Source organism: Microcoleus sp. Pol12B3, from assembly GCF_036701355.1.
Taxonomy (GTDB): Bacteria; Cyanobacteriota; Cyanobacteriia; order Cyanobacteriales; family Microcoleaceae; genus Microcoleus.
In genome coordinates, this window is record NZ_JAUBQS010000066.1 from 15,200 (window position 1) to 34,106 (window position 18,907).

At 46.0% G+C, this 18,907-nt stretch carries 17 protein-coding genes and 1 pseudogene; 8 read left to right on the forward strand and 10 right to left on the reverse strand.

What is annotated here, in order from left to right; all coding sequences use genetic code 11:
• Positions 1-118: 118 nt before the first annotated feature.
• The 3 genes from QUA53_RS24315 to rpsB form a co-directional block, all read right to left on the reverse strand.
• Positions 119-1,054 carry a hypothetical protein gene (locus tag QUA53_RS24315; protein ID WP_333100241.1) on the reverse strand — a complete coding sequence of 312 codons (936 nt, stop codon included), beginning with the start codon at positions 1,052-1,054 and terminating at the stop codon, positions 119-121.
• 186 nt (positions 1,055-1,240) lie between these two features.
• Entirely contained in the window at positions 1,241-1,900 is a 660-nt protein-coding gene (gene tsf, locus QUA53_RS24320) for a translation elongation factor Ts (RefSeq protein WP_333061561.1), read from the reverse strand.
• Positions 1,901-2,215: 315 nt separating this feature from the next.
• Positions 2,216-3,046 (reverse strand): 30S ribosomal protein S2, encoded by an 831-nt coding sequence (gene rpsB, locus QUA53_RS24325; protein ID WP_172187021.1) that lies wholly within the window; start codon positions 3,044-3,046, stop codon positions 2,216-2,218.
• Positions 3,047-3,482: 436 nt separating this feature from the next.
• On the opposite strand from rpsB, the gene QUA53_RS24330 reads away from it, so the two are divergent.
• The 4 genes from QUA53_RS24330 to QUA53_RS24345 all read left to right on the forward strand — a co-directional run bounded on the left by QUA53_RS24330 (position 3,483) and on the right by QUA53_RS24345 (position 8,422).
• Complete coding sequence (locus QUA53_RS24330; RefSeq protein WP_333100242.1) at positions 3,483-5,687, forward strand: cation:proton antiporter domain-containing protein; 2,205 nt, start codon at positions 3,483-3,485, stop codon at positions 5,685-5,687.
• A gap of 104 nt (positions 5,688-5,791) precedes the next feature.
• On the forward strand, positions 5,792-6,343 hold the full coding sequence (locus QUA53_RS24335; RefSeq protein ID WP_333100243.1) for a hypothetical protein: 552 nt from the start codon (positions 5,792-5,794) through the stop codon (positions 6,341-6,343).
• Between the two features lie 276 nt (positions 6,344-6,619).
• On the forward strand, positions 6,620-7,246 hold the full coding sequence (locus QUA53_RS24340; RefSeq protein WP_333100244.1) for a DUF3038 domain-containing protein: 627 nt from the start codon (positions 6,620-6,622) through the stop codon (positions 7,244-7,246).
• Between the two features lie 3 nt (positions 7,247-7,249).
• The gene (locus QUA53_RS24345; protein ID WP_333100245.1) at positions 7,250-8,422 is read left to right on the forward strand and encodes a DUF4335 domain-containing protein; all 1,173 of its coding nucleotides are present in this window, start codon (positions 7,250-7,252) and stop codon (positions 8,420-8,422) included.
• A gap of 157 nt (positions 8,423-8,579) precedes the next feature.
• Here the strand turns inward: QUA53_RS24345 and QUA53_RS24350 are convergent, their stop codons facing one another.
• Together QUA53_RS24350 and QUA53_RS24355 are read right to left on the reverse strand one after the other, a co-directional pair.
• Positions 8,580-10,655 (reverse strand): abortive infection protein, encoded by a 2,076-nt coding sequence (locus QUA53_RS24350; protein WP_333100246.1) that lies wholly within the window; start codon positions 10,653-10,655, stop codon positions 8,580-8,582.
• 5 nt (positions 10,656-10,660) lie between these two features.
• Positions 10,661-11,332, reverse strand: a complete 672-nt coding sequence (locus QUA53_RS24355; protein WP_333100249.1) for a hypothetical protein — start codon at positions 11,330-11,332, stop codon at positions 10,661-10,663.
• Positions 11,333-11,572: 240 nt separating this feature from the next.
• On the opposite strand from QUA53_RS24355, the gene QUA53_RS24360 reads away from it, so the two are divergent.
• The gene (locus tag QUA53_RS24360) at positions 11,573-12,508 is read left to right on the forward strand and encodes an OmpA family protein (RefSeq protein WP_333100250.1); all 936 of its coding nucleotides are present in this window, start codon (positions 11,573-11,575) and stop codon (positions 12,506-12,508) included.
• Between the two features lie 165 nt (positions 12,509-12,673).
• On the opposite strand, the gene QUA53_RS24365 is transcribed toward QUA53_RS24360, so the two are convergent.
• Positions 12,674-13,786 (reverse strand): AI-2E family transporter, encoded by a 1,113-nt coding sequence (locus QUA53_RS24365; protein WP_333100252.1) that lies wholly within the window; start codon positions 13,784-13,786, stop codon positions 12,674-12,676.
• Between the two features lie 82 nt (positions 13,787-13,868).
• Between QUA53_RS24365 and QUA53_RS24370 the strand changes: the two genes are divergently transcribed.
• The gene (locus tag QUA53_RS24370) at positions 13,869-14,096 is read left to right on the forward strand and encodes a hypothetical protein (protein WP_333100253.1); all 228 of its coding nucleotides are present in this window, start codon (positions 13,869-13,871) and stop codon (positions 14,094-14,096) included.
• 24 nt (positions 14,097-14,120) lie between these two features.
• A complete protein-coding gene (locus QUA53_RS24375; protein ID WP_333100254.1) occupies positions 14,121-15,071 on the forward strand; it encodes an alpha/beta fold hydrolase in 951 nt (316 codons plus the stop codon).
• Between the two features lie 71 nt (positions 15,072-15,142).
• Here the strand turns inward: QUA53_RS24375 and cysS are convergent, their stop codons facing one another.
• The 4 genes and pseudogenes from cysS to QUA53_RS24395 form a co-directional block, all read right to left on the reverse strand.
• The gene (cysS, locus tag QUA53_RS24380; RefSeq protein ID WP_333100255.1) at positions 15,143-16,651 is read right to left on the reverse strand and encodes a cysteine--tRNA ligase; all 1,509 of its coding nucleotides are present in this window, start codon (positions 16,649-16,651) and stop codon (positions 15,143-15,145) included.
• Positions 16,652-16,722: 71 nt separating this feature from the next.
• A pseudogene (locus tag QUA53_RS24385) lies at positions 16,723-17,307 on the reverse strand (Uma2 family endonuclease).
• Between the two features lie 249 nt (positions 17,308-17,556).
• Complete coding sequence (locus QUA53_RS24390; protein ID WP_333249134.1) at positions 17,557-17,706, reverse strand: hypothetical protein; 150 nt, start codon at positions 17,704-17,706, stop codon at positions 17,557-17,559.
• Positions 17,707-18,043: 337 nt separating this feature from the next.
• Entirely contained in the window at positions 18,044-18,193 is a 150-nt protein-coding gene (locus QUA53_RS24395) for a hypothetical protein (protein WP_333100257.1), read from the reverse strand.
• Positions 18,194-18,285: 92 nt separating this feature from the next.
• Between QUA53_RS24395 and QUA53_RS24400 the strand changes: the two genes are divergently transcribed.
• On the forward strand, positions 18,286-18,765 hold the full coding sequence (locus QUA53_RS24400; RefSeq protein WP_333100258.1) for a winged helix-turn-helix domain-containing protein: 480 nt from the start codon (positions 18,286-18,288) through the stop codon (positions 18,763-18,765).
• Positions 18,766-18,907: the final 142 nt, after the last annotated feature.

Below are 18,907 nucleotides of genomic sequence, written 5' to 3' on the forward strand. Positions count from 1 at the left end.
TATTAATAATTAGTCATTAGTCATTAGTCATTAGTCATTAGTTATTAATCATAGCTCAAGAATTCCAGACACCTGACAACTGACACTTGTCAATTGACAAGTGTCAATTGACAACTGACTAATCTTCAAACCAACTCGATCGCCAAGCCGACTCAGCCTCCACCACAGCGAGTTCCCGCTGCTTTTTCTGGTAATCGCGGCCCAGCGAGTTCAACTTTACAGACAGGTTACGAATTTGCTGGCGCCAAGCCGAGGTTCCCGCATCGCCAAACTCTATTTCCGATAGTCGCAGTTTAATCGCTGTAATGTGCAGCGCCCTACTACCAAAGGTTTCTGCCAATTTTCGCGATGCTGATGAGGCATCGGTTTCAATGATTAAGTTTAATAAGTTAGGCGGCCCGGCAACGCTGTCGCCGGAGGATTCAGCACCAGAAGCAGCTTCTAGAACCGGTTCTGGCAATTGACTCGGCAAGATTCCCGACTGTTGCAGCAAGCGGTTGGTGTCGCGAGAAAGCAGCTTGAGTATATGGACGATCGACTTTTCAATACTATTTTGCCACCGTGCCAAACTTTCAGGGGAATTGGCGTTTGGCAATTGATAATTTGCCAATGAAAATAGATAGTTAATTGCGGAAACTTGGTTTTTTTCCTTTTGGTCTTCTTCCTTGTCGCCTGCTTCGTCTTCCTCTTCTTCCTCTTCGTCTTTGTCGAAGTCGTCTTCCTCTTCCTCTTCCTCTTCCTCTTCCTCTTCCTCTTCCTCTTCCTCTGCTTCTGATTCAGTCACCAGCGATCGCAATTTTTCCTCCGACGCCGCAGCCAAAGCCCTTACAGACTGCTGCATTTTTTGCCTTCCCTCGAAGGACAACTTGAGAAACGACTCAGGTACTGATTGAGTGCAAAGGTGATAGCAAGCCAAAATTAACTGCTGCCGCACCGCTTGTCCCAACGCAGTTAAATAACCTTCGTAGGTACTGCTAAACTCCAACTTCAAGGCTGCTAAAGACTCTTCGAGTCCTGCCAAATCTTGCTCTATTCGCTCTCTTGGTCGCACCATATCTCTCGTATAAAATTAAAATAGGACTTACGCGAGTTTTAAATCCTTACGCTATCTGTAGTAAGGTATCCACTGCACGCCCTACAAATATAGTTTGTCCATAAGTCCTGTAAAAATTAAAAATTAAAAATGCAAAAAATTGATTTTTCACATTTTTAATTTTTAATTTTTAATCTTAATTTGGGATTATTGAACACCCATTTGGGCTGCCACTTCGTCGGCAAAGTTAGCTTCTACCTTTTCAATGCCTTCGCCCAAGACAAAACGCACGAAGCGGCGCACTTGGACATTTTCTCCAATTTGGGCGATCGTTTGTTTCACCAACTCTTCCACGGAGATATTCTGATCTTTAATAAAAGGCTGATCCATCAAAGATAACTCTTTCATGCGCTTCTCAATCCGCCCTTGAACAATCTTTTCTTTGATGTTTTCCGGCTTGTTGCCCAAGTCATCTTTGCCCATTTCAATTGCCTTTTCTCTTTCGACAACTTCGGCGGGGATATCTTCAACTTTCACGTATTCCACATTCGGGCAAGCTGCAATTTGCATCGCAATATCCCGCACCAACTTTTGGAATTCTTCGCGACGTGCCACAAAATCTGTTTCGCAGTTAACTTCCACCAGCACTCCCACGCGACCGCCGGTGTGAATGTAGCTGCCTACAAGTCCTTCTGAAGCGACTCGTCCACCTTTTTTACCTGCCGAAGCCAGACCTTTTTTCCGCAGCCACTCAATGGATGTTTCCATATTGCCTTCGTTTTCAACGAGGGCTTTTTTGCAGTCCATCATGCCCGCGCCAGTTTTTTCGCGCAGTTCTTTAACAAGTTTTGCAGATATGTCCGCCATCTTCTTTAAGTTCCCAATCAAAATTAGTTATTAGTCATTAGTCATCAGTCATTAGTCATCAGTCACTAATTTTAATGTTAATGATTAGACCAGAGTGAAGAAATACCCAGTCGATATTAGTATCGACTTTGTAGGTGTAGCGCCAGAATTAATTCTGACCCTGACACAATGAATGCTTTTGCCAGAGTTCTACTAATGACTTAGACTCGTGCTATGTACAATTAAAAATTAAAAATATCCAACTAAAAATAATAATTATTTTTAATTTTCAATCTTTAATTTTTAATTTCCTGATGTCAGATTCCGAGGGCAATACTAGCTCTCGGTTTCTTCGCCTTCGGCCTCAGCAGCGTCGTCGGGATCTACATAATCGGGGTCATCCAATTCTTCGATTTCGACATCATATTCAGCGCCTTCGTAACCACCGTCGTAGTCGTAGTCTTCCTCAGAGTCGCCGCCCTGCTGACCGTGACGACCTTCGTAGATGGCATCAGCCAACTTGCCGACTATCAGCTTGATCGATCGAATAGCATCGTCATTCGCCGGAATCGCAATGTCAACCAAATCCGGGTCGCAGTTGGTATCCAACAGAGAGACGATCGGAATTCCCAACTTTTGGCATTCCAACACCGCATTATACTCGCGGCGTTGGTCTACCAGAACCACTCCGTCGGGAATCTTCCGCATAGATTTAATCCCGCCCAGATATTTCTGGAGTTTTGCCATTTCTCGGCGCAGTACCGAAGCTTCTTTTTTCGGCAATAAATCGAGGGCGCCGATTTCCTCGCGGCGCTCCAAATCCTTGAGCCGCTCCACGCGGGACTTAATCGTCGTCCAGTTGGTGAGCATTCCCCCCAGCCAGCGCTGGTTGACGTAATAAGCACCGCAGCGTTGAGCTTCTTGGGCTACAATCCCTGCAGCTTGGCGCTTCGTACCCACGAACAAAAACTTTTTGCCTTTTTCTGAGGCAACTCTCATGTACTCGTAGGCGTCTTCCATAAGCTGAGCGGTTTGCACGAGGTCAATGATGTGAACCCCGTTGCGCTCTGTAAAAATGTAGGGAGACATTTTAGGGTTCCACCGACGGGTTTGGTGTCCGAAGTGAACCCCTGACTCTAACATTTGAGCCAAACTGACTACTGGCATTGTATTTTTAACTCCTGATTCGGGTTAATCCTCCACCCGGTCGTATTTCTGAAGGTTTGCGCCCTCGAAACACCCGAAAACCCGGATGTGCGAATTTAAACAACTTTTCTAGTTTATCACAGCGCGCGCTACTTTTTCTGACAATCTGATATCCGTAGGGTTGGCTTGGCAGCCAGATGTGAGATTTAATGGGAGGGTTGGGTGTGGGGTGTGCACGATGCGGTTAGAGTTACTCGCAAGCGCTTCTTAAAAACGAAAAATCTAGGTGGGAGGTTGCCAAAGCCTTTGTTCGCTTGTGAGAGAATGGCGTTGTTGGTGCGCCTCTTGTGCCTTCTACCTTCGATCGAGCTGGCGGCATCCATTTTTTTCTCGGCAATCCAGTCAACTTTATTAGCCTGCCCTCTCTATCCGCAAAAATCCCAAAGCTAAAAACGCCATGCCCATACCCATTCTCGTTCTGCTTGAAGTTCTAATTGTCATTGCACTTTCGAGACTTGTAGGTTTAGGATTTCGAGCGATCAAACAACCTCAAGTCATTGGAGAAATTGTAGCAGGAATTATGCTTGGGCCTTCTCTGTTTGGCTTAGTTGCACCAGCCACCGCAACAGCACTTTTTCCAGCCGAAGCCGTTCCCTTCCTCAACGTGCTATCTGAGGTGGGGCTAATATTTTTCATGTTTTTGATTGGTTTGGAACTGAATCCAAAGTATCTCAAAAGCAATTTAGATATAGCGATTTTAACTTCCCACGTCAGCATTCTAGTGCCGTTTTCTCTAGGAAGCTTGCTAGCGCTGCTGCTGTATCCCATCGTTTCAAATAATAGCGTTTCGTTTACAGCCTTTGCCCTATTTTTGGGCGCTGCAATGTCAATTACTGCCTTTCCGGTGCTAGCAAGAATTATTACAGAACACAACTTGCAGAATACAAAATTGGGGACGCTGGCCCTGACTTGCGCTGCGGTAGATGACGTAACGGCGTGGTGTTTGTTAGCAGTGGCGATCGCAGTTACTCGTACTAATTCGATGATCGGTGCTTTGCCGACAATTATTGAGTCTTTAATTTACATCGGTTTCATGCTGACTGTAGTCCGCTGGTTCTTGCAGCGGCTTTCCAAGCACTACAACCGCACTGGCAGATTAACACAATTAGTTCTTTCCGGCATTTACATGGGAGTTGTAGCTTCTGCCTTAATTACTGAATTAATCGGCATTCATTTAATTTTTGGTGCATTTTTGCTAGGTGCTGCCATGCCGAAAAATGCGGGATTAACCAGAGAATTAGCAGAAAAAACCGAAGACTTTGTACTAATATTTCTGCTGCCGATATTTTTTGCTTACAGCGGCTTGCGGACTCAAATCGGCTTGCTCAACAGTCCCGAATTGTGGCTGCTGTGCGCCGCAGTTTTGGGAGTAGCCATTGTCGGCAAGTACGTCGGCACTTACGTTGCTGCCAAAGTTTGTGGCATCAACAACCGCGAAGCTTCAGCCTTGGGATGGCTGATGAATACTCGCGGTTTGACTGAACTAATTGTGCTGAATATCGGTCTTTCCTTGGGTGTCATTTCCCCGCTGCTATTTACGATGTTAGTCATCATGGCTTTAGTGACAACTTTTATGACTTCACCCCTGTTGGAGTGGACTTATCCAAAACGGTTAATTAGGTTAGATATTTCTGAGTTTAACTCTGAGGATTCAGAATTAGAACGTTCAGAATTCGCGGAAAGCAGCGAAGAAACTGCTAACAAATTGCTGCCAACTTATCGAATTTTAGTACCGGTTGCCAATCCCAGCACGCAGAAAGGTTTACTGCGACTAGCGGTAGCGCTGGCGCAGCCGGCTGCTGGTATGGGTGGTGATGATTTAAAGTCGGCGGCGGTTCATCCTCTGAGTTTGATAGAATTAAATGATGACTATGCTTTTGAAAGTACGCCGGCGGAAGCCGATCGCATTATTCAAGAGCGCCGCTCGAAATTATCAGAATTGATTGAGAGTTTGGAACTGCCGGAGGCACAAAAATTCGTACATCCCATCATTCGGGTTACTAATGATGTAGCGAGGGAGACGGCACAAATTGCGACAATAGATCGCGCGGATTTGATTTTAGTAGGATGGCACAGACCTACTTTTAGCAGCAACCGTTTGGGAGGACGTGTCGGCCAAATTCTCAGCAACGCTAAAGTGGATGTAGCAATTTTTGTTGACAGAGGTCGGGAAACGTTGAATAACTTGTTAGTACCTTACGCAGCAAACATTCACGATGATTTGGGTTTAGAATTGGCGCTGAGACTGTTAGTTAATAGCGAGGATCGCCGTTTGACGGTGCTGCGGGTGGCGGTTGACGGGGAAGCTGGAAACGAGCTGAGTTACGAGTTTCAGCGAGTGATGGATCAGTTACCGGTTGATGTACGATCGCGCATTGAAACTCCGATTGTGGAGGCTGCTGAGCCAATTCAAGCAGTGGTGGCAGCTTCTGCTAATGCTGATTTGACTATTGCGGGTACGAGTCGGGAGTGGGGAATTGAGCGCCAAACTTTGGGACAGTATACTGATGAATTGGCTGTGCAGTGTCATTCTTCGCTACTGATTGCGCGCTGCTACGTTAAAGTGCGATCGCACTTGGCGTCGGTACTTCCTCAAAGGTAGTCGGTTGACTGTTGACGATTGACTGTTGACGGTTGACTGTTCGCAGTTGCTATTAGTTATTGGTTATTGGTTATTTGTGAGTTAGTACCAATGCCCAATGCCCAATGGCCAATGCCCTGTTTGCCCATGCCCAATTATTAATTACCAAGATGATGAATCATTTAAGCCTCAAATCGCTGGCATTTTACGGTATTGCGATCGGCTCAGTTTCACTGCTGTTTAAAGTAGTAACTGCTTACGGGGAAGCAAATTTAAAGGCTGCTCCGGCAATTGCGGGAAATTATCGCTTCGATCCTAACAGTTTGCCCGAATGTCTGAATTCTGATGTTTTGGTATTGACAATCGAGCAATCGGGTGTTTATTTGAGCGGTAATTTGCGCTCGGGCAGCAGGGAGGGCAGGGAAAAAACCGCCGAAGAGAAACCTTCTCTATTTGGTAAGTGGGAAACTCAAGGATTGAACTTGTCGGGTGCGGTTGCTAATTTAGCTGGTTGCAGCGACTCCACCGCAACCGGTCAAAACAGTTCTGTTAAAATGCGCGCAATTGTGGAGCAAGATAGCCTCAAGGGAAAAATTAGCCTAACTGATAAGGCGGCGGCTAGTGATTTTATGGCTCAAAGAGAAGCAGCCACGAAACCCCAGAAGCAGGAACATTGATCGATCCCAATAGGAAATAAGCAATGGGAAATGGGTAATTCTTTGTGGCTTTCTGACTCTCCCCTTCTCCCCTAATGAAGCAAGGAATCACAAAGTGGCGGCGGGGTTGGGGGAATGGGCGATGAACTCCCGCTGGAGCTCGCCTGTGACGGTCGGTTGCTGCTAAATTAGAAAATATACCTAAAAGTCAATGATAAAAATAAAGTATCCCAGAGAAGTTCTTGGTTGAGAATTTGTCTTGCTCAAGACCCCCCGTGCCCGTATAGTTTGTTTGGAATGGATGTTGCCGTGATATTAATGCCGTCAGAAACTTCGCTTACCCAGTCAAACCCGTTAATTTTAGACAGTTTGCCAGACTTGTCGCCTTCCGATGGGGGATGTCCCCGCCGAGCCAGATTACAAATTGACTTGATGTTGCTGGCGATCGAAGCCTTGTATCTCGGAGGTGCTGAAGAAATGCTGGCCGTGTCAAAGGAACTGGAATTGGAATCAATTATCAAAAATCGGGTTGCCCTTTGGCTGATGCGGAATACTAACCCGCTAAGACGCTACACCCAGCGCCGCTCCCTTACCATTGTGGAGGCAAAAGCGCTGGTGGCGATCGCCTGTAATATGGCGCGCAAGTTAACCGCCACAATTCGGCAGTTGCTGCTAGACTCGCAGCAGTTGCGATCGAGAAATCTCCCCCTCAACCAGAACCAGCCGCTGGCCGAGTATTTAGAACGCTTTCGAGCTCACTTTAGATCGCGCATGAACCCCAAGCGATCGCTAGTTGCAGCTTACGATTCTGACGACAAGCTCAACGAACTAGCTTTGAACTTGTTGAGCAAACTGCTATTTTGTACAGGCACAGCCGGAATGCAGCGCTTCTGGGTTAGCCTGTTTGATGGAGAAGTTGAATAAAAAATGACTATTAGGCGTCAGTACAGTCTGCCAAATTGCACCCTGGTTCTAGAAGGGTTGAGCGATGGTTCCGCAGCCAGCCAGTTAGATATACGGCCGGTGCTTTCCATATTAATGAGCGCTGAATGCTATGTTACAGGTCTTGGCGAGCCCCTAAGCGGGGGACGAGATTTTTTTGAAAGCTTGGTGAGGGCCGTCAGCAGCTACGCTCAAGAATTTATGAGCGGAGTGCATTATCCCGATCGCTACGGCCCGAATTTGGGTATGGTGCAGTTACAAAGAATTGACGGGAACTTACACCGATTGACCGTTCTACCCGCTTCCACAGGCAGCCCAACCCAAATCGATCAAAAAACAGAACTGTCGGCAAAAGTAGATTTGACGACGGTACAGCTATTTGACTTGGTAGAGGCGATCGATCAGTTTTTTGCAGACACGCAGACGCTGCCGGAATTGTCGCTGCAATTAACCCCAATTTCCAGGCGTTACGTGAAGTCTGCCGAACCTTTGGCAAAGCGCAGTTTGCCTGCTGTCGTGGGGGTGTCGAGTTTGGCTTTGGCGGCCATGGCATTTTTCTTGGTACCGGTCCCCGAAGTGCAGCGCCAGAGAGATCCGGTGCCGCAGCCCAATCCCGCGGGCCAGAATCAGGGGACGCCGAATCCGGGCGGATCTGGTTCCCCGAATCCCAATCCCACGCCCCCTGCGGGCGGTTTGCTGCCTGGGACTCCAACTCCGAACGCTGAGTCGATTTCGCCGACTCCGAGCCCTGCGCCGCAGCCGGACGCTTCACCTAGCGCCACACCGCAGTCGAGTACTTCGCCGGAAAGCACGCCCAGTCCTGTTGCTGAAGGTTTGGCAAGCCCTGATGCAGCAAGTTTGCCAATTACCGATCCAGCGCAAATTGAGCTTTTGAGGGGCAAAGTTGCTCAGCAAATTGACGGAGTTGTGAAGAATCAGCCTCCGGTTGATACGGAGTTGGTTTATCGGGTGAGTGTGGCCCAAGACGGGGCGATTGTCGGTTACAAGTCGGAGAATTCGGCAGCAGTCGAGAGATCCGAAACGCCGTTGTCCGAGTTGCTTTACAAACCGGTTGGCAGCAGGCCACCTGCGGAAGCGCTGGCTGATTTCCGTGTAGTTTTGGCACCAGACGGCACTGTTCAAGTCAGTCCTTGGTAAAGGTTGATTGTTGACTGTTGACGGTTGACTGATACAAAATCCCGTTTTCATGCCCCTTTTATTCTTTAGTCCCTCTCTGCTAGGACGAAAGTTTGTGTAGGATCGGTTTTAACCGCCGATTCTTATCAAGGGGTTTCTAACCCGGATTTGATATGATTCAAAGCCCTGTTGGTGCGATCGGTTCAATATCTGGGTCAAATCCCCCAACTTGATTGGTGCGAATTATCCACAAAAATGCTCCCTGTTTTAATAAAACTTTGGCGATTTCATCTTGGGTGCGCCTGGGCAACATTGTTCGGTAACTAATAGCAGCTTTTATCAGGTTTGCTATACCCACAAAAAAGGTTTTTTTCAGTTCAGAATCAATCCCCGCTAATCTCGAATTTTTGCGCCAATCTGGACGAACAATACCGAGGGGCATTAATACTTTTTCTAAACTCTCTCCTAATGCTACTAGCTGGTGAAACCTTTGGGTTTGTGCGTGGGTAGGATGTGTTTTTAGCCAGTCTTGAATCTGAGGATTTGACTCTATTTCGGAAGTAATTTTTTTAATTGTCGCGTAAATTGCCTGACTTGAATCTTGGACGCAAGAAGTTGCTGGCGTGACTAAACTTGCACCGGTGCCGTCTCCGCTGCGGTAGCGGGCCATCATGATATCTAGTTGCTGGTTTAATTCGGTTAAAGGCGACAAGGTGATGCCGTCAAAATCGTAGTCGCAACACACGCAGTCTAATTTACAGATGATATCGCAAACCGGGCGATCGCCCAACCAGCCGCGCTGCAAGTCTCCCATATAGCTTTGCCATTTGCTGGAACCTGCGACAATTCCGTCGGGATTGTGGGCGTAAACTTGTTTGTATTCTATGTCAAAACGCAGTTCGCTGGTAAAGCGATCGCGCACCACTTTTGCTACTCCGAAAGCAAAATGTCCGGTGACAATTCCCAGCGGTGGCCGTTCGCCTTTTTTGCCACCGATACCCCCGAAACTGTGAATCACTATCCCGATATCTCCTTCTTGCCAAGGAGAGATGGAAGCGTTTTCTATACCATCATTCGGGGTTAACAATACTCTTTTTACTTGCCCTTTTTGGGCTGGTGTATTTTCCCAATTTTTACTGTTTAAATAAGCGAGAGATTTTTTCAGTCCTAAATGTGTTTCATCTGGTGTTAATTGGGCAATTTTGCGGGGTTCGATTGCCTGCACTACAAATATACTGTCTTCGTCTCTTTCGCCGTAAATATACCAGCCGTCTGGATTTAATGGCGATTGTTCGATCAGGTGATTGGTAGACCTCGCTACGCCATTTTTGTCTGGCTGTACTTGTGGAATCCGAATAATTTCGGCGGCGCCGTCAAATTGTTGAGATGTTTTGTTGAAATGCCGAACAATAAATTTGTCGCTGTCGGGTTCTTTTCGCTGTAAAATTGATACTAAGGCGCAGAAACGTCCGATAATTTGTACTGGCTCGCGATCGATCGTGAGTTCCTGGCGATCGCTGCTGCTATAATTAATCGCAATCACGGGCCTGCGTAGCATCACAGTCACGCTGTCTTCTAGTCGGCTACCTGCTAGAGTTTCTAAAGGGCCGACATTTCGCCAGCCGTTCAATCTCTCTGGATGGATATTGCCAGATTTTTGACTTTTTTTAGTTTCTTGTGTGAAGTTTATATCTTGACTGACTGCATGGACAAAAAACTGTACTTCGCGATTTGTACTCCACTTCAAAAATGCTGTTTTGCCAATGAAATTTTTATATTTTTTTGGGGCATTTATTACTTCCAACAAAACTGTACCGTAAGGATGGCGCTGTTCGTTTGATGGCAAAATTAAGCGCCCGTGCCAAAGGGCGATAGGTTTGTAGAGATAGGAAACGGATGCTGAATTTTCGCAGATAGTCTCCGGCTCAAAAGCTATTGAAATATCGCTTTTCCCTCCAAAAATAGTAGCAGTTAAATTTCCATCACTTTCTACAAATCGGGGTTCTAAAAAAACATTTTCCGGTTGTGCAATGTTAGCGGTTAAATGACCATTGTTTCTTAGGGGCGAGCGTCTAAAGAGGTGATAGTTCTCGAATTTTACCTGCAACCAATTTAGAAAAATGCGAATAAAAATAAACGCTGTTAAACCAAAAACAACAGCTAAAATAATCAGCCCCAAGGTCAAAATGAATTGGTTGAAAGACTGACCTGATACTAAAAAAATTGTTGGCCCGATCAAAGAAAATGCCGCCATAATATCTAAAAACGAGTTTTAGGTTCGATCCAGTCTGTGCTGGCTTGACTGCCGAAAACTAGGGGTTTGTCCTCGGTGACAGGTACCGTTTGCCCTGTCATATCCACTGCACAAAGAGGCCAAGATCGATCGCCCAAATTGCCTGCGCGGAACAGAACTTTTCCGGGACAAACTTGACTCCAACCCAACAATACAGCATGAGTGTAAAGACTGCGAGCGGGAGCAACGGTATAAGTGTAATTATCATTTTTGTCCCAAATGACACCGTAGTCGGACATATCAGAAGAGTTGAAAATTGCTTCAAATTCGCGGGCGAGAATGCGGGAACCGTCTTGATTCCAAGAAACAGGCACTAAAATGGCGATCGTCCCGGACATATCTGTATCCTCGCTACCATACATCCCACTTTCCGCCAGTGGCGAAGCAGCCGCCACTGTTTGTAGTTCGCCGGTTTTGAGATTTTCCACAAACATGACGCTGCTAACCCGACACTGGGAGAATTCCGGCTGCACTTGCAACTCAATTCGACTGTAAGCTGCGTATTGGCCGTTAGTTGAAACTAGGGATGGACTGCGGTAATAGCGGAGGCCTGTGCCGGCAGTGGAGCTCACTTTAGCATGAGTGGCAGTAATCCATTCCCAAGGAACGGGATAAGGGCTATTTAAAGGGTCAGTCATCGGTTTTTTTTCCAAAAGTTTTACTGAATTATCCAACAGATTCAGACTGGCACGCAACGGACTAGAAACCCGGTTTCTGCCTCGATGCTTCGCCACCCAACCCCAGATTTATAGAAACCGGGTTTCTTTTTTAGATTTGAGATTGCAGGAGAAATCTCAAATCTAAAATCTCAAATTTCAAATCGGATAGGTAAGATAGTATCGAAATTAATCTGGTATGTACACTGAGAGGGATGAAATATGACGCGATCTTTTAACCAAAAACCTTCAATCCCCCCCACTCGCGTCTCCAAGTCGCGGGGAAAAGGTTTGCTTGTACTGTCGCTGATTTTTCGACTGCTGCTGCTGGGGGTGGGCAGCGGTTTTGCGTGGGTTCTGGGCATGGCGATCGCTCAAATTTATCCGTCAGGCGCGACGGAGATGCCGCTGGCAGAGAGATTGCTGCGTGTTACTCAAAATTTGACCTCCAGCCCGAAACGCGCCCCAGCAACGCCAATTCCTGCGCTCCCGCCCCCAACCGCTACACCTACTCCCCAGTCAAAAGTCAGTCCTGCCCAGAGAGAGAAATTGCAGTCGGATTTGAGACAGTTGCAGGGCGAACTCAACGCGCTGATTGGCCGCACGGCGGCTTTGGAGAGTCAGTTGGGCAGCAGCCGCCCGACTGAAACTTTGGAAAAGCGTTTGCAGTTGATGTCGCGGGAATTGGCGGCGCCGGAAACGGCGGCAAGTGTTGCCCCTGCTTTACCGGCGATCGGCAGCAGCCCGAGTCTGAACCCTGAAACGGTGAATACTGCCCCACAGAATACCAATAATCCGGTGTTTGGGGGGGATGGGCTGATGGTGACTCTACCCAGCGATGTTTTGTTTGATACTGGCAGCATTTCTTTGCGCGCGGGAACTAATGCGATTTTGGACAATTTGGTGGCGGAGTTGAGCAATCACGAGGGGGCAACTGTGCGCGTTGCGGGTCACACTGACGACGCGGGGGAAGCGGCGGACAATCGCAATGTGTCGTTTGCGCGGGCTCAGGCTGTGGTGCAGTATTTGTCTGGTGTGCTAGGTCAGAAGTATCATTGGGTGGCGATCGGCTATGGGGAAAGTCGCCCTTCGGTGGATAATAGTTCCGATACTAATCGGCAGCGCAACCGCCGCATTGAAGTGGCAATTAGTCCTTAGTCAGCGGACTTGTGGATACTAGATTTATTGCATGAATCTTTGATTGATAGTCAACCGCAGATGCAAGGCAGATAAACACGGATAAACGCAGATATTTTCCACAGAGGTGAGCGAATGCTTGCAATTGGGGTCTACTGTGTTGAATTCTCAAGGCGTAAGCTGCTGTTACGCTGAAGGTGTCAGAGGTGGCAAGTCAGAATTATTTTTAGCCCGATCTATTGCCTCTCGATGTTCGCTCCTAAGTTTGGGTTTTAAATACAAGTTTTCAATCAAAGCTGCCACTCCCGCAAACCAAGGTGGCACAATTACAGCTCCAATAATTCCTAATACTTGAACTCCTCCCAATACAGACAGCAATTGATATAAAGGATGCACACCAACTGATGAACCCACCAGCAAAGGATCTAGTACGTAAGTTTCTAAATTCTGGATGATTACAAATAACAGTAATACCCACAAAAGTACCCAGCCACCTTTAGCTAATGCTACGATTAATGCTGGTACTGCTCCCAACACGGGGCCGATGAAGGGAATCAAGTTGGTAACACCTGCGATCGCACCCAAGCCTAAAGCAAATTCCGGCATTCCCAAAATGCTCAAACCTGTGGTAATAAATATCCCTAAAATGCCCGAAACTAAAACTCGCCCGCGAATATAGCTTCCCATTCTTTGACCAATTGGCGCCACTTGTGCGGCTAATCTTGCGTCCCAAGGTTTCGGAAAAAACTGCACCAAACTTTTGATTAATGTGTCGCTGTCGGCAACCATATAACCTGAAATAAATAATGCTAAAACTAGGCTGAAGAAACCGCCGAGAATGCCTCTGGTTAAGCTGTACGATCGCAAAACCAGTTGTTGGCTCGATCGAATCAGCCAATTAGTCAGCGATTGAGTGTCCACCAACTGACCCACCAAGGTTGGGGCATCGTCGGTTAGGCGACTCAATAAATTAGTTGCCACAGTTCGCAAACTTTCGACATAAACTGGTAGCTGCCGCAGCAGTAACTCTATTTGTTCGATTACCGTGGGCCCGATTAACACTACCGTCCCGCTAAATCCGCCGATGAGAGTTAAATAAACCATAATCACCGCCAGCCAACGGGGAGCCCGCATGGTTTCTGCCCAATTCACGATCGGGACGATCGAAGCAGCCAGCACAACTGATATCATTAGAATTACTAGCAGGCTCCGCAATTGCCACAGCAGCACTAGCAGCAAGGACGATGCTACAATTAGCAGCAAGTTAGGTAAAGAAATAGTTATCCGCTGTTCTGACATGATTAAGTAATTATATTTTTGGCTATCGTCTCACCCTTGATGTTATTATAATTTTTATAATATAAACAATATAATTAAGAATATGAATTCGCTGTTAAAACCCGTTAAATGGATCGGCAGTTCCTTCGACGGCTTGCGCGAGTTTCCCGAAGATGTCCAGCAAATCATGGGTTTGGCCTTGTACCGCGCTCAAGACTTCTCTACAGAACGCCTATTTAGTTTTCTCAACGCACTCGGCAGCAATGTAGAGATGCGTATTGCCCACTCACAACCAAATGTCCAAGCTCAAACTCGCATAGTCGTAGCATAATACATTAAAAATTAAAAGATTAATATGCAGCCCCAATATTCCACCCAAGATTTGTCCGCCATTTCGTCTATAAAATCACCAACGCTCTTTTACGAATGGCAAAATTATCGCTGTGCTTATGAAGTTTATAACCCAACTACTGCGACAGAAGATAGCATCCCTTTGTTATTAATTCATCCGATAGGAGTTGGTTTGTCAAGAATCTTTTGGCATAGATTTTGTGAGAGTTGGTACAAAGCAGGGAACACTAATCCGATTTACAATCCCGACCTTTTGGGCTGCGGCGATTGCGAAATGCCGGCTGTGGCTTGCTATCCAGAGGATTGGGCCGCACAGTTGCTGTATTTCTTGGAAACTGTAGTCAAAAAACCTGCGATCGTACTCGTGCAAGGTGCTTTACTGTCTGTAGGCTTGGCTTTAGCAAAAATGCAGCAGGAAAGCGGCTCAAATTTAATTCGCGGGTTAGTTCTCGCGGGGCCTCCCGCTTGGGCGGTAATGAACAAACATTCGACAGAAAGACAGCAACGAATTGTCTGGAATTTGTTAAATTCTCCCTTGGGAAACGCTTTTTACCGCTACGCCAGACGCGCTGAGTTTTTGCGTTCTTTTTCAGTGAAACAACTGTTTGGCGATGCGGCAAAAGTTGACAGCGAATGGTTGGATGCTTTGCAGGCTGGGGCGGCAAATCCTGACAGCAGACACGCGGTTTTCTCGTTTTTAGCGGGGTTTTGGCGCCAGGATTATAGCGGTACGATTCAAAAGTTCGATCGCCCCGTACTCGTTGTGATGGGAGAAAAAGCCTCAAGCATCAGTCAAGCGGGTAAGGAAGAGAAACCGGATGAAAGATTAGCGCAATATTTAGCTTATTTTCCCAACGCTGAGGGTTTATTAATGCCGGGGCGCAATGTTTTGCCCTATGAATCAACAGCAGAATTTGTCGCGGCTCTTGCGGAGTTTGTCAATGGGAGTTTTTAACCGTAGATATCAACAGATGAACGCGGATGGAATTTCATCGGCGTTCATCTGCGGTTAAAAAACTCTAAATTTCAACTGCGATGCCAAATTGTTGTACCATCTTTTTGATCTATCAAAGTAATGCCCCGATCCTTTAGTTCGTTGCGAATGCGATCGCCATCAGCGAAATTCTTAGCTATTCGGGCATCTTTCCGCTGCTGAATCATCGCCTCAATTTCCCCATCACTCAAACCGCCAGCCGCATCATTGCTATCACTTTCCGGCTGAACTTCTAAACCCAAAACCCCTGCCAAAGTTACCAAAGCCACCCATTTTTGCTGCAACAATTCCGGCGAAATTTCTGTTTTGCCTTGATGCACTAAAACATTGCTTTCCTTGCCCAATTCTTTGGCTAATTCAAACAGCACAGTCAAAGCAGCGGGAGTATTAAAATCATTATCCATAGCTGCTTGAAATTGCTGGACTAATGTGTTATTTTCTTCAGTCAATTTATCAATTTTCTCAACATCCCAACCCAGTTTTGATCCGTGTTGACTGCCAAAAAGTAAGCCTTCCTTAAGAGTGTGCCAGCCATTTTTAGCGGAGGCGATCGCCTCTTCGGTAAAATCAATTTGACTGCGATACTGCGCCATGAACACAAACAGCCTCACCGCCATCGGTTCTACCGCTTTTGACTTCTCGCTTTCTTCCAAAGCTGTATCGCCCGACCAATTCCCATCCAATAAATCGCGAATTGTAATAAAATTGTGCAAAGATTTCGACATCTTTTTGCCATTGACAGTCACAAAAGCATTGTGCATCCAATAATTAGCCAGGGACTTGCCCGTCGCGGCTTCAGATTGAGCAATTTCGTTTTCGTGGTGCGGAAAAGTTAAATCGGAACCGCCGCAGTGAATGTCAATTGTTTCACCCAAGCAATCGCGCACCATCGCCGAACATTCGATGTGCCATCCGGGGCGACCTTTTCCCCAAGATGAATCCCAAGCAGGTTCTCCCGGTTTAGCACTTTTCCACAGGGCAAAATCTGATGAATCTTGCTTTTTTTGAGCTTCTATTTCTGCAGTTTCCAATCTACCGCTAGCCCCAGCCTGCATTTCTTCCAACTTGCGGCCGGAAAGTTTTCCGTAATCTGGAAATTGCCTCACGTTGTAGTAAACGTCGCCGCCGGAAGCATAGGCATAACCTTTATTTTCTAATTCGTGAATCAGCCTTTTAATGCCGTCCATTGTATGGGTGGCGCGGGGATATTCATCGGCCCTGAGAATATTTAGCTTGTCCATATCTGCAAAATATTCCTCGATGAAGCGTTGCGCCACCGCTTCCATTGTGGAATTGGTTTCGCGGGCGCGGTTGAGAATTTTGTCGTCAATATCTGTAAAATTCTGCACGTAGCGCACATCGTATCCCCGCCACATCAGATAGCGCCGCACCATGTCCCAAACAATGTAAGCGCGGGCATGACCGACGTGGCAGTAATCGTATACCGTAACGCCGCAGCAGTACATCCGCACCTTTCCTGGTTCGATGGGTTCAAAAGGTGATTCACGACGGGTCAAGCTGTTGTAAAGCGTTAGAGGCATGGGATTTGAGATTTGGGATTGACGTACTGCTCTAATTTATTATATTGCTGTTGGTGAATCTTTCGGTGTCACTACGAAACATCTGTTAAATCTAAGACAAACCTTGGTAACACATCTTCCCCTGACAAAGTGCTGGGATTATCTAATATTTCCACATCCTGATTTTGTCTGTATATTTCGACTTGCTTATTTTTGCGATCGATTAACCACCCCAAACTTGCTCCATTCACGATGTATTCCCGCATTTTTTCTCGCAATGGTTCCCTGTTATCAGATTTAGATCCCAATTCTACAACAAAGTCTGGACAAAGGGGAGCGAAACCTTCTTGTTCTTTGGGTGTGATAGTTTGCCACCGTTCTAATTTAACCCAGGAGGCATCTGGGGAGCGATCGGCCCCATTGGGCAGTTGAAAACTAGTAGAAGAGTCAAATACTACTCCTAACTTGATTTGTCGATTCCACTGCTACAGTTGTCCTGACACATCTTGGTTGCGTTTGCCTGTATCGCTTCCTGTGGGGGGCATAACAATTAATTCTCCTGTAGCTGTTCTCTCTAGTCTTAACTCAGGATTGACGGCAGCAATTTGCTGGAACTGTTCGTGAGTTACTTTGAAGGTTTGGGGAATGGTAATGGTGTTGTTGAGTATATTGTGCAGCCTCGCGCATCGGCTATTATCTATTGTACAGAGCCGAATACAGCAAATTCAATAATCTGCCAACGCCGATCGAACTCAATAATCGCTTTTAGTGAACCACCCCATCATTTTTTAACAATATTTTTTATACCAAAATCTGGAAAAAATTATATATATATTCATTTATTAAAAGTCCTAAACTTTATTAATTTTTAGAGCGGAAAAAGTTTTATCACTAGCCACCGGATCAACAAGATAACGAATCCTTTGTCAAAAACCGATTTTATCGATTGAACAAACAAGATTTTTCCAGTATTCCTCAACATCAGGAATAAAAGCTGTATTATCCACGGTTAAATCCTCACCTTCATCAGCAGGTAAAGTCATGTTCAGGCGAATAACACTCGCTTCTAGCCGCATTCGTCTTACTAACATTGTTTTCCTATCCAGCCGCTCAACTCTATATCAATTGGCTTTTTGGGCAATTTTTGGTGTGATTATGGGGTAGGGCGCATCCGTATCAAGAACAGCTTTTGTCCCACTATCTTCGACATAAACAACAATAATGAGTCGATTCGTTGGCTCGATAGTAATTGCCGGAATATAAGCATAATTAATCGCACCGCGCGCCAAATATTCTTCATCTGGGAATAGCTGTAGCTAATCATTCACCCGCTTTTACTGCTACCAAGTTACGGCGATAATTTTGCCATTTTTCTCTCATCCACTGGCGACTTGCTTGAATGTTTTTACGCTTTTATGCATCACTGGGACTAACAGTAACTTTTGAGGTAGCGAGAATGTAAGCATACCGATAAATCTCTCCATTGTCCGGGTAATGACGCGCCGCTTCTATGGAAATCTCCTGGGTACTTTGCCAATTGCCAATATCTAAAGCTGCATCCATTTCTGGGGTAAAATATTCTGCTGTTGTGTTGTTGATATAGCAATCCTAAATGATTTATGAGATAATAGCCACGATCGCTACATAATTTGTATATGTTAGAATATTTAACGGAATTTATCCAATCTAATCCCGATCCGCGCGATTTGAAACGAGAAATTACCGTCTCTATGCAGCCCAAAGGATATAAGCAACGCGAGATTCAGGAATGTTTATCAGTGAGTTCTGGCTTTATTAGTAAATGGACTCAGATATTCACCATGCAAGGTGTATCTGCTCTGAAGCTGGCTTATAAGGGTTCCGTGGGATATTTAAAACTTGAGGAACGAGCAGCCATTATTGATGGGGTACGAAAAAAATATGGGAATTTAGGAGAACTAAAAGCTTATATAGAAGAGCGGTATGAGATTGTTTTTAGTTCTCAGCAAAGTTACTATGAGATTTTTGACTCTGCTGGTTTAAGCTGGAAAAAATCTCAAAAACGTAACCCTAAAACAGATCCTGAACTGGTCAAAAAAAACCTAAGAAGTGACCCAATGGTTATAGGCTCATCGCCAAGAAATCGAATCAGGTAAGTGGGGAGTTTTTTTTCAGGATGAATGTCATCTTCTTTGGGGAGATATCTGTGGGTATGTTTGGGCTGGAGTTTAGACTAAGAAAAGCTGGCTCAGTTAGAAACTGAGGCATAAAAAATCAATTGGGCAGCCAAATATATGT

What these genes read in the sequence shown, in the direction of transcription:
- QUA53_RS24400 (WP_333100258.1), top strand. Translation starts at nt 18,286, where the DNA reads ATGTTAGAATATTTAACGGAATTTATCCAATCTAATCCCGATCCGCGC.
- QUA53_RS24315 (WP_333100241.1), bottom strand. Translation starts at nt 1,054, where the DNA reads ATGGTGCGACCAAGAGAGCGAATAGAGCAAGATTTGGCAGGACTCGAA.
- rpsB (WP_172187021.1), bottom strand. Translation starts at nt 3,046, where the DNA reads ATGCCAGTAGTCAGTTTGGCTCAAATGTTAGAGTCAGGGGTTCACTTC.
- QUA53_RS24395 (WP_333100257.1), bottom strand. Translation starts at nt 18,193, where the DNA reads ATGGATGCAGCTTTAGATATTGGCAATTGGCAAAGTACCCAGGAGATT.
- QUA53_RS24330 (WP_333100242.1), top strand. Translation starts at nt 3,483, where the DNA reads ATGCCCATACCCATTCTCGTTCTGCTTGAAGTTCTAATTGTCATTGCA.
- QUA53_RS24365 (WP_333100252.1), bottom strand. Translation starts at nt 13,786, where the DNA reads ATGTCAGAACAGCGGATAACTATTTCTTTACCTAACTTGCTGCTAATT.
- tsf (WP_333061561.1), bottom strand. Translation starts at nt 1,900, where the DNA reads ATGGCGGACATATCTGCAAAACTTGTTAAAGAACTGCGCGAAAAAACT.
- QUA53_RS24345 (WP_333100245.1), top strand. Translation starts at nt 7,250, where the DNA reads ATGACTATTAGGCGTCAGTACAGTCTGCCAAATTGCACCCTGGTTCTA.
- QUA53_RS24350 (WP_333100246.1), bottom strand. Translation starts at nt 10,655, where the DNA reads ATGGCGGCATTTTCTTTGATCGGGCCAACAATTTTTTTAGTATCAGGT.
- QUA53_RS24370 (WP_333100253.1), top strand. Translation starts at nt 13,869, where the DNA reads ATGAATTCGCTGTTAAAACCCGTTAAATGGATCGGCAGTTCCTTCGAC.
- QUA53_RS24340 (WP_333100244.1), top strand. Translation starts at nt 6,620, where the DNA reads ATGGATGTTGCCGTGATATTAATGCCGTCAGAAACTTCGCTTACCCAG.
- QUA53_RS24335 (WP_333100243.1), top strand. Translation starts at nt 5,792, where the DNA reads ATGGCCAATGCCCTGTTTGCCCATGCCCAATTATTAATTACCAAGATG.
- QUA53_RS24360 (WP_333100250.1), top strand. Translation starts at nt 11,573, where the DNA reads ATGACGCGATCTTTTAACCAAAAACCTTCAATCCCCCCCACTCGCGTC.
- QUA53_RS24390 (WP_333249134.1), bottom strand. Translation starts at nt 17,706, where the DNA reads ATGCGGCTAGAAGCGAGTGTTATTCGCCTGAACATGACTTTACCTGCT.
- cysS (WP_333100255.1), bottom strand. Translation starts at nt 16,651, where the DNA reads ATGCCTCTAACGCTTTACAACAGCTTGACCCGTCGTGAATCACCTTTT.
- QUA53_RS24355 (WP_333100249.1), bottom strand. Translation starts at nt 11,332, where the DNA reads ATGACTGACCCTTTAAATAGCCCTTATCCCGTTCCTTGGGAATGGATT.
- QUA53_RS24375 (WP_333100254.1), top strand. Translation starts at nt 14,121, where the DNA reads ATGCAGCCCCAATATTCCACCCAAGATTTGTCCGCCATTTCGTCTATA.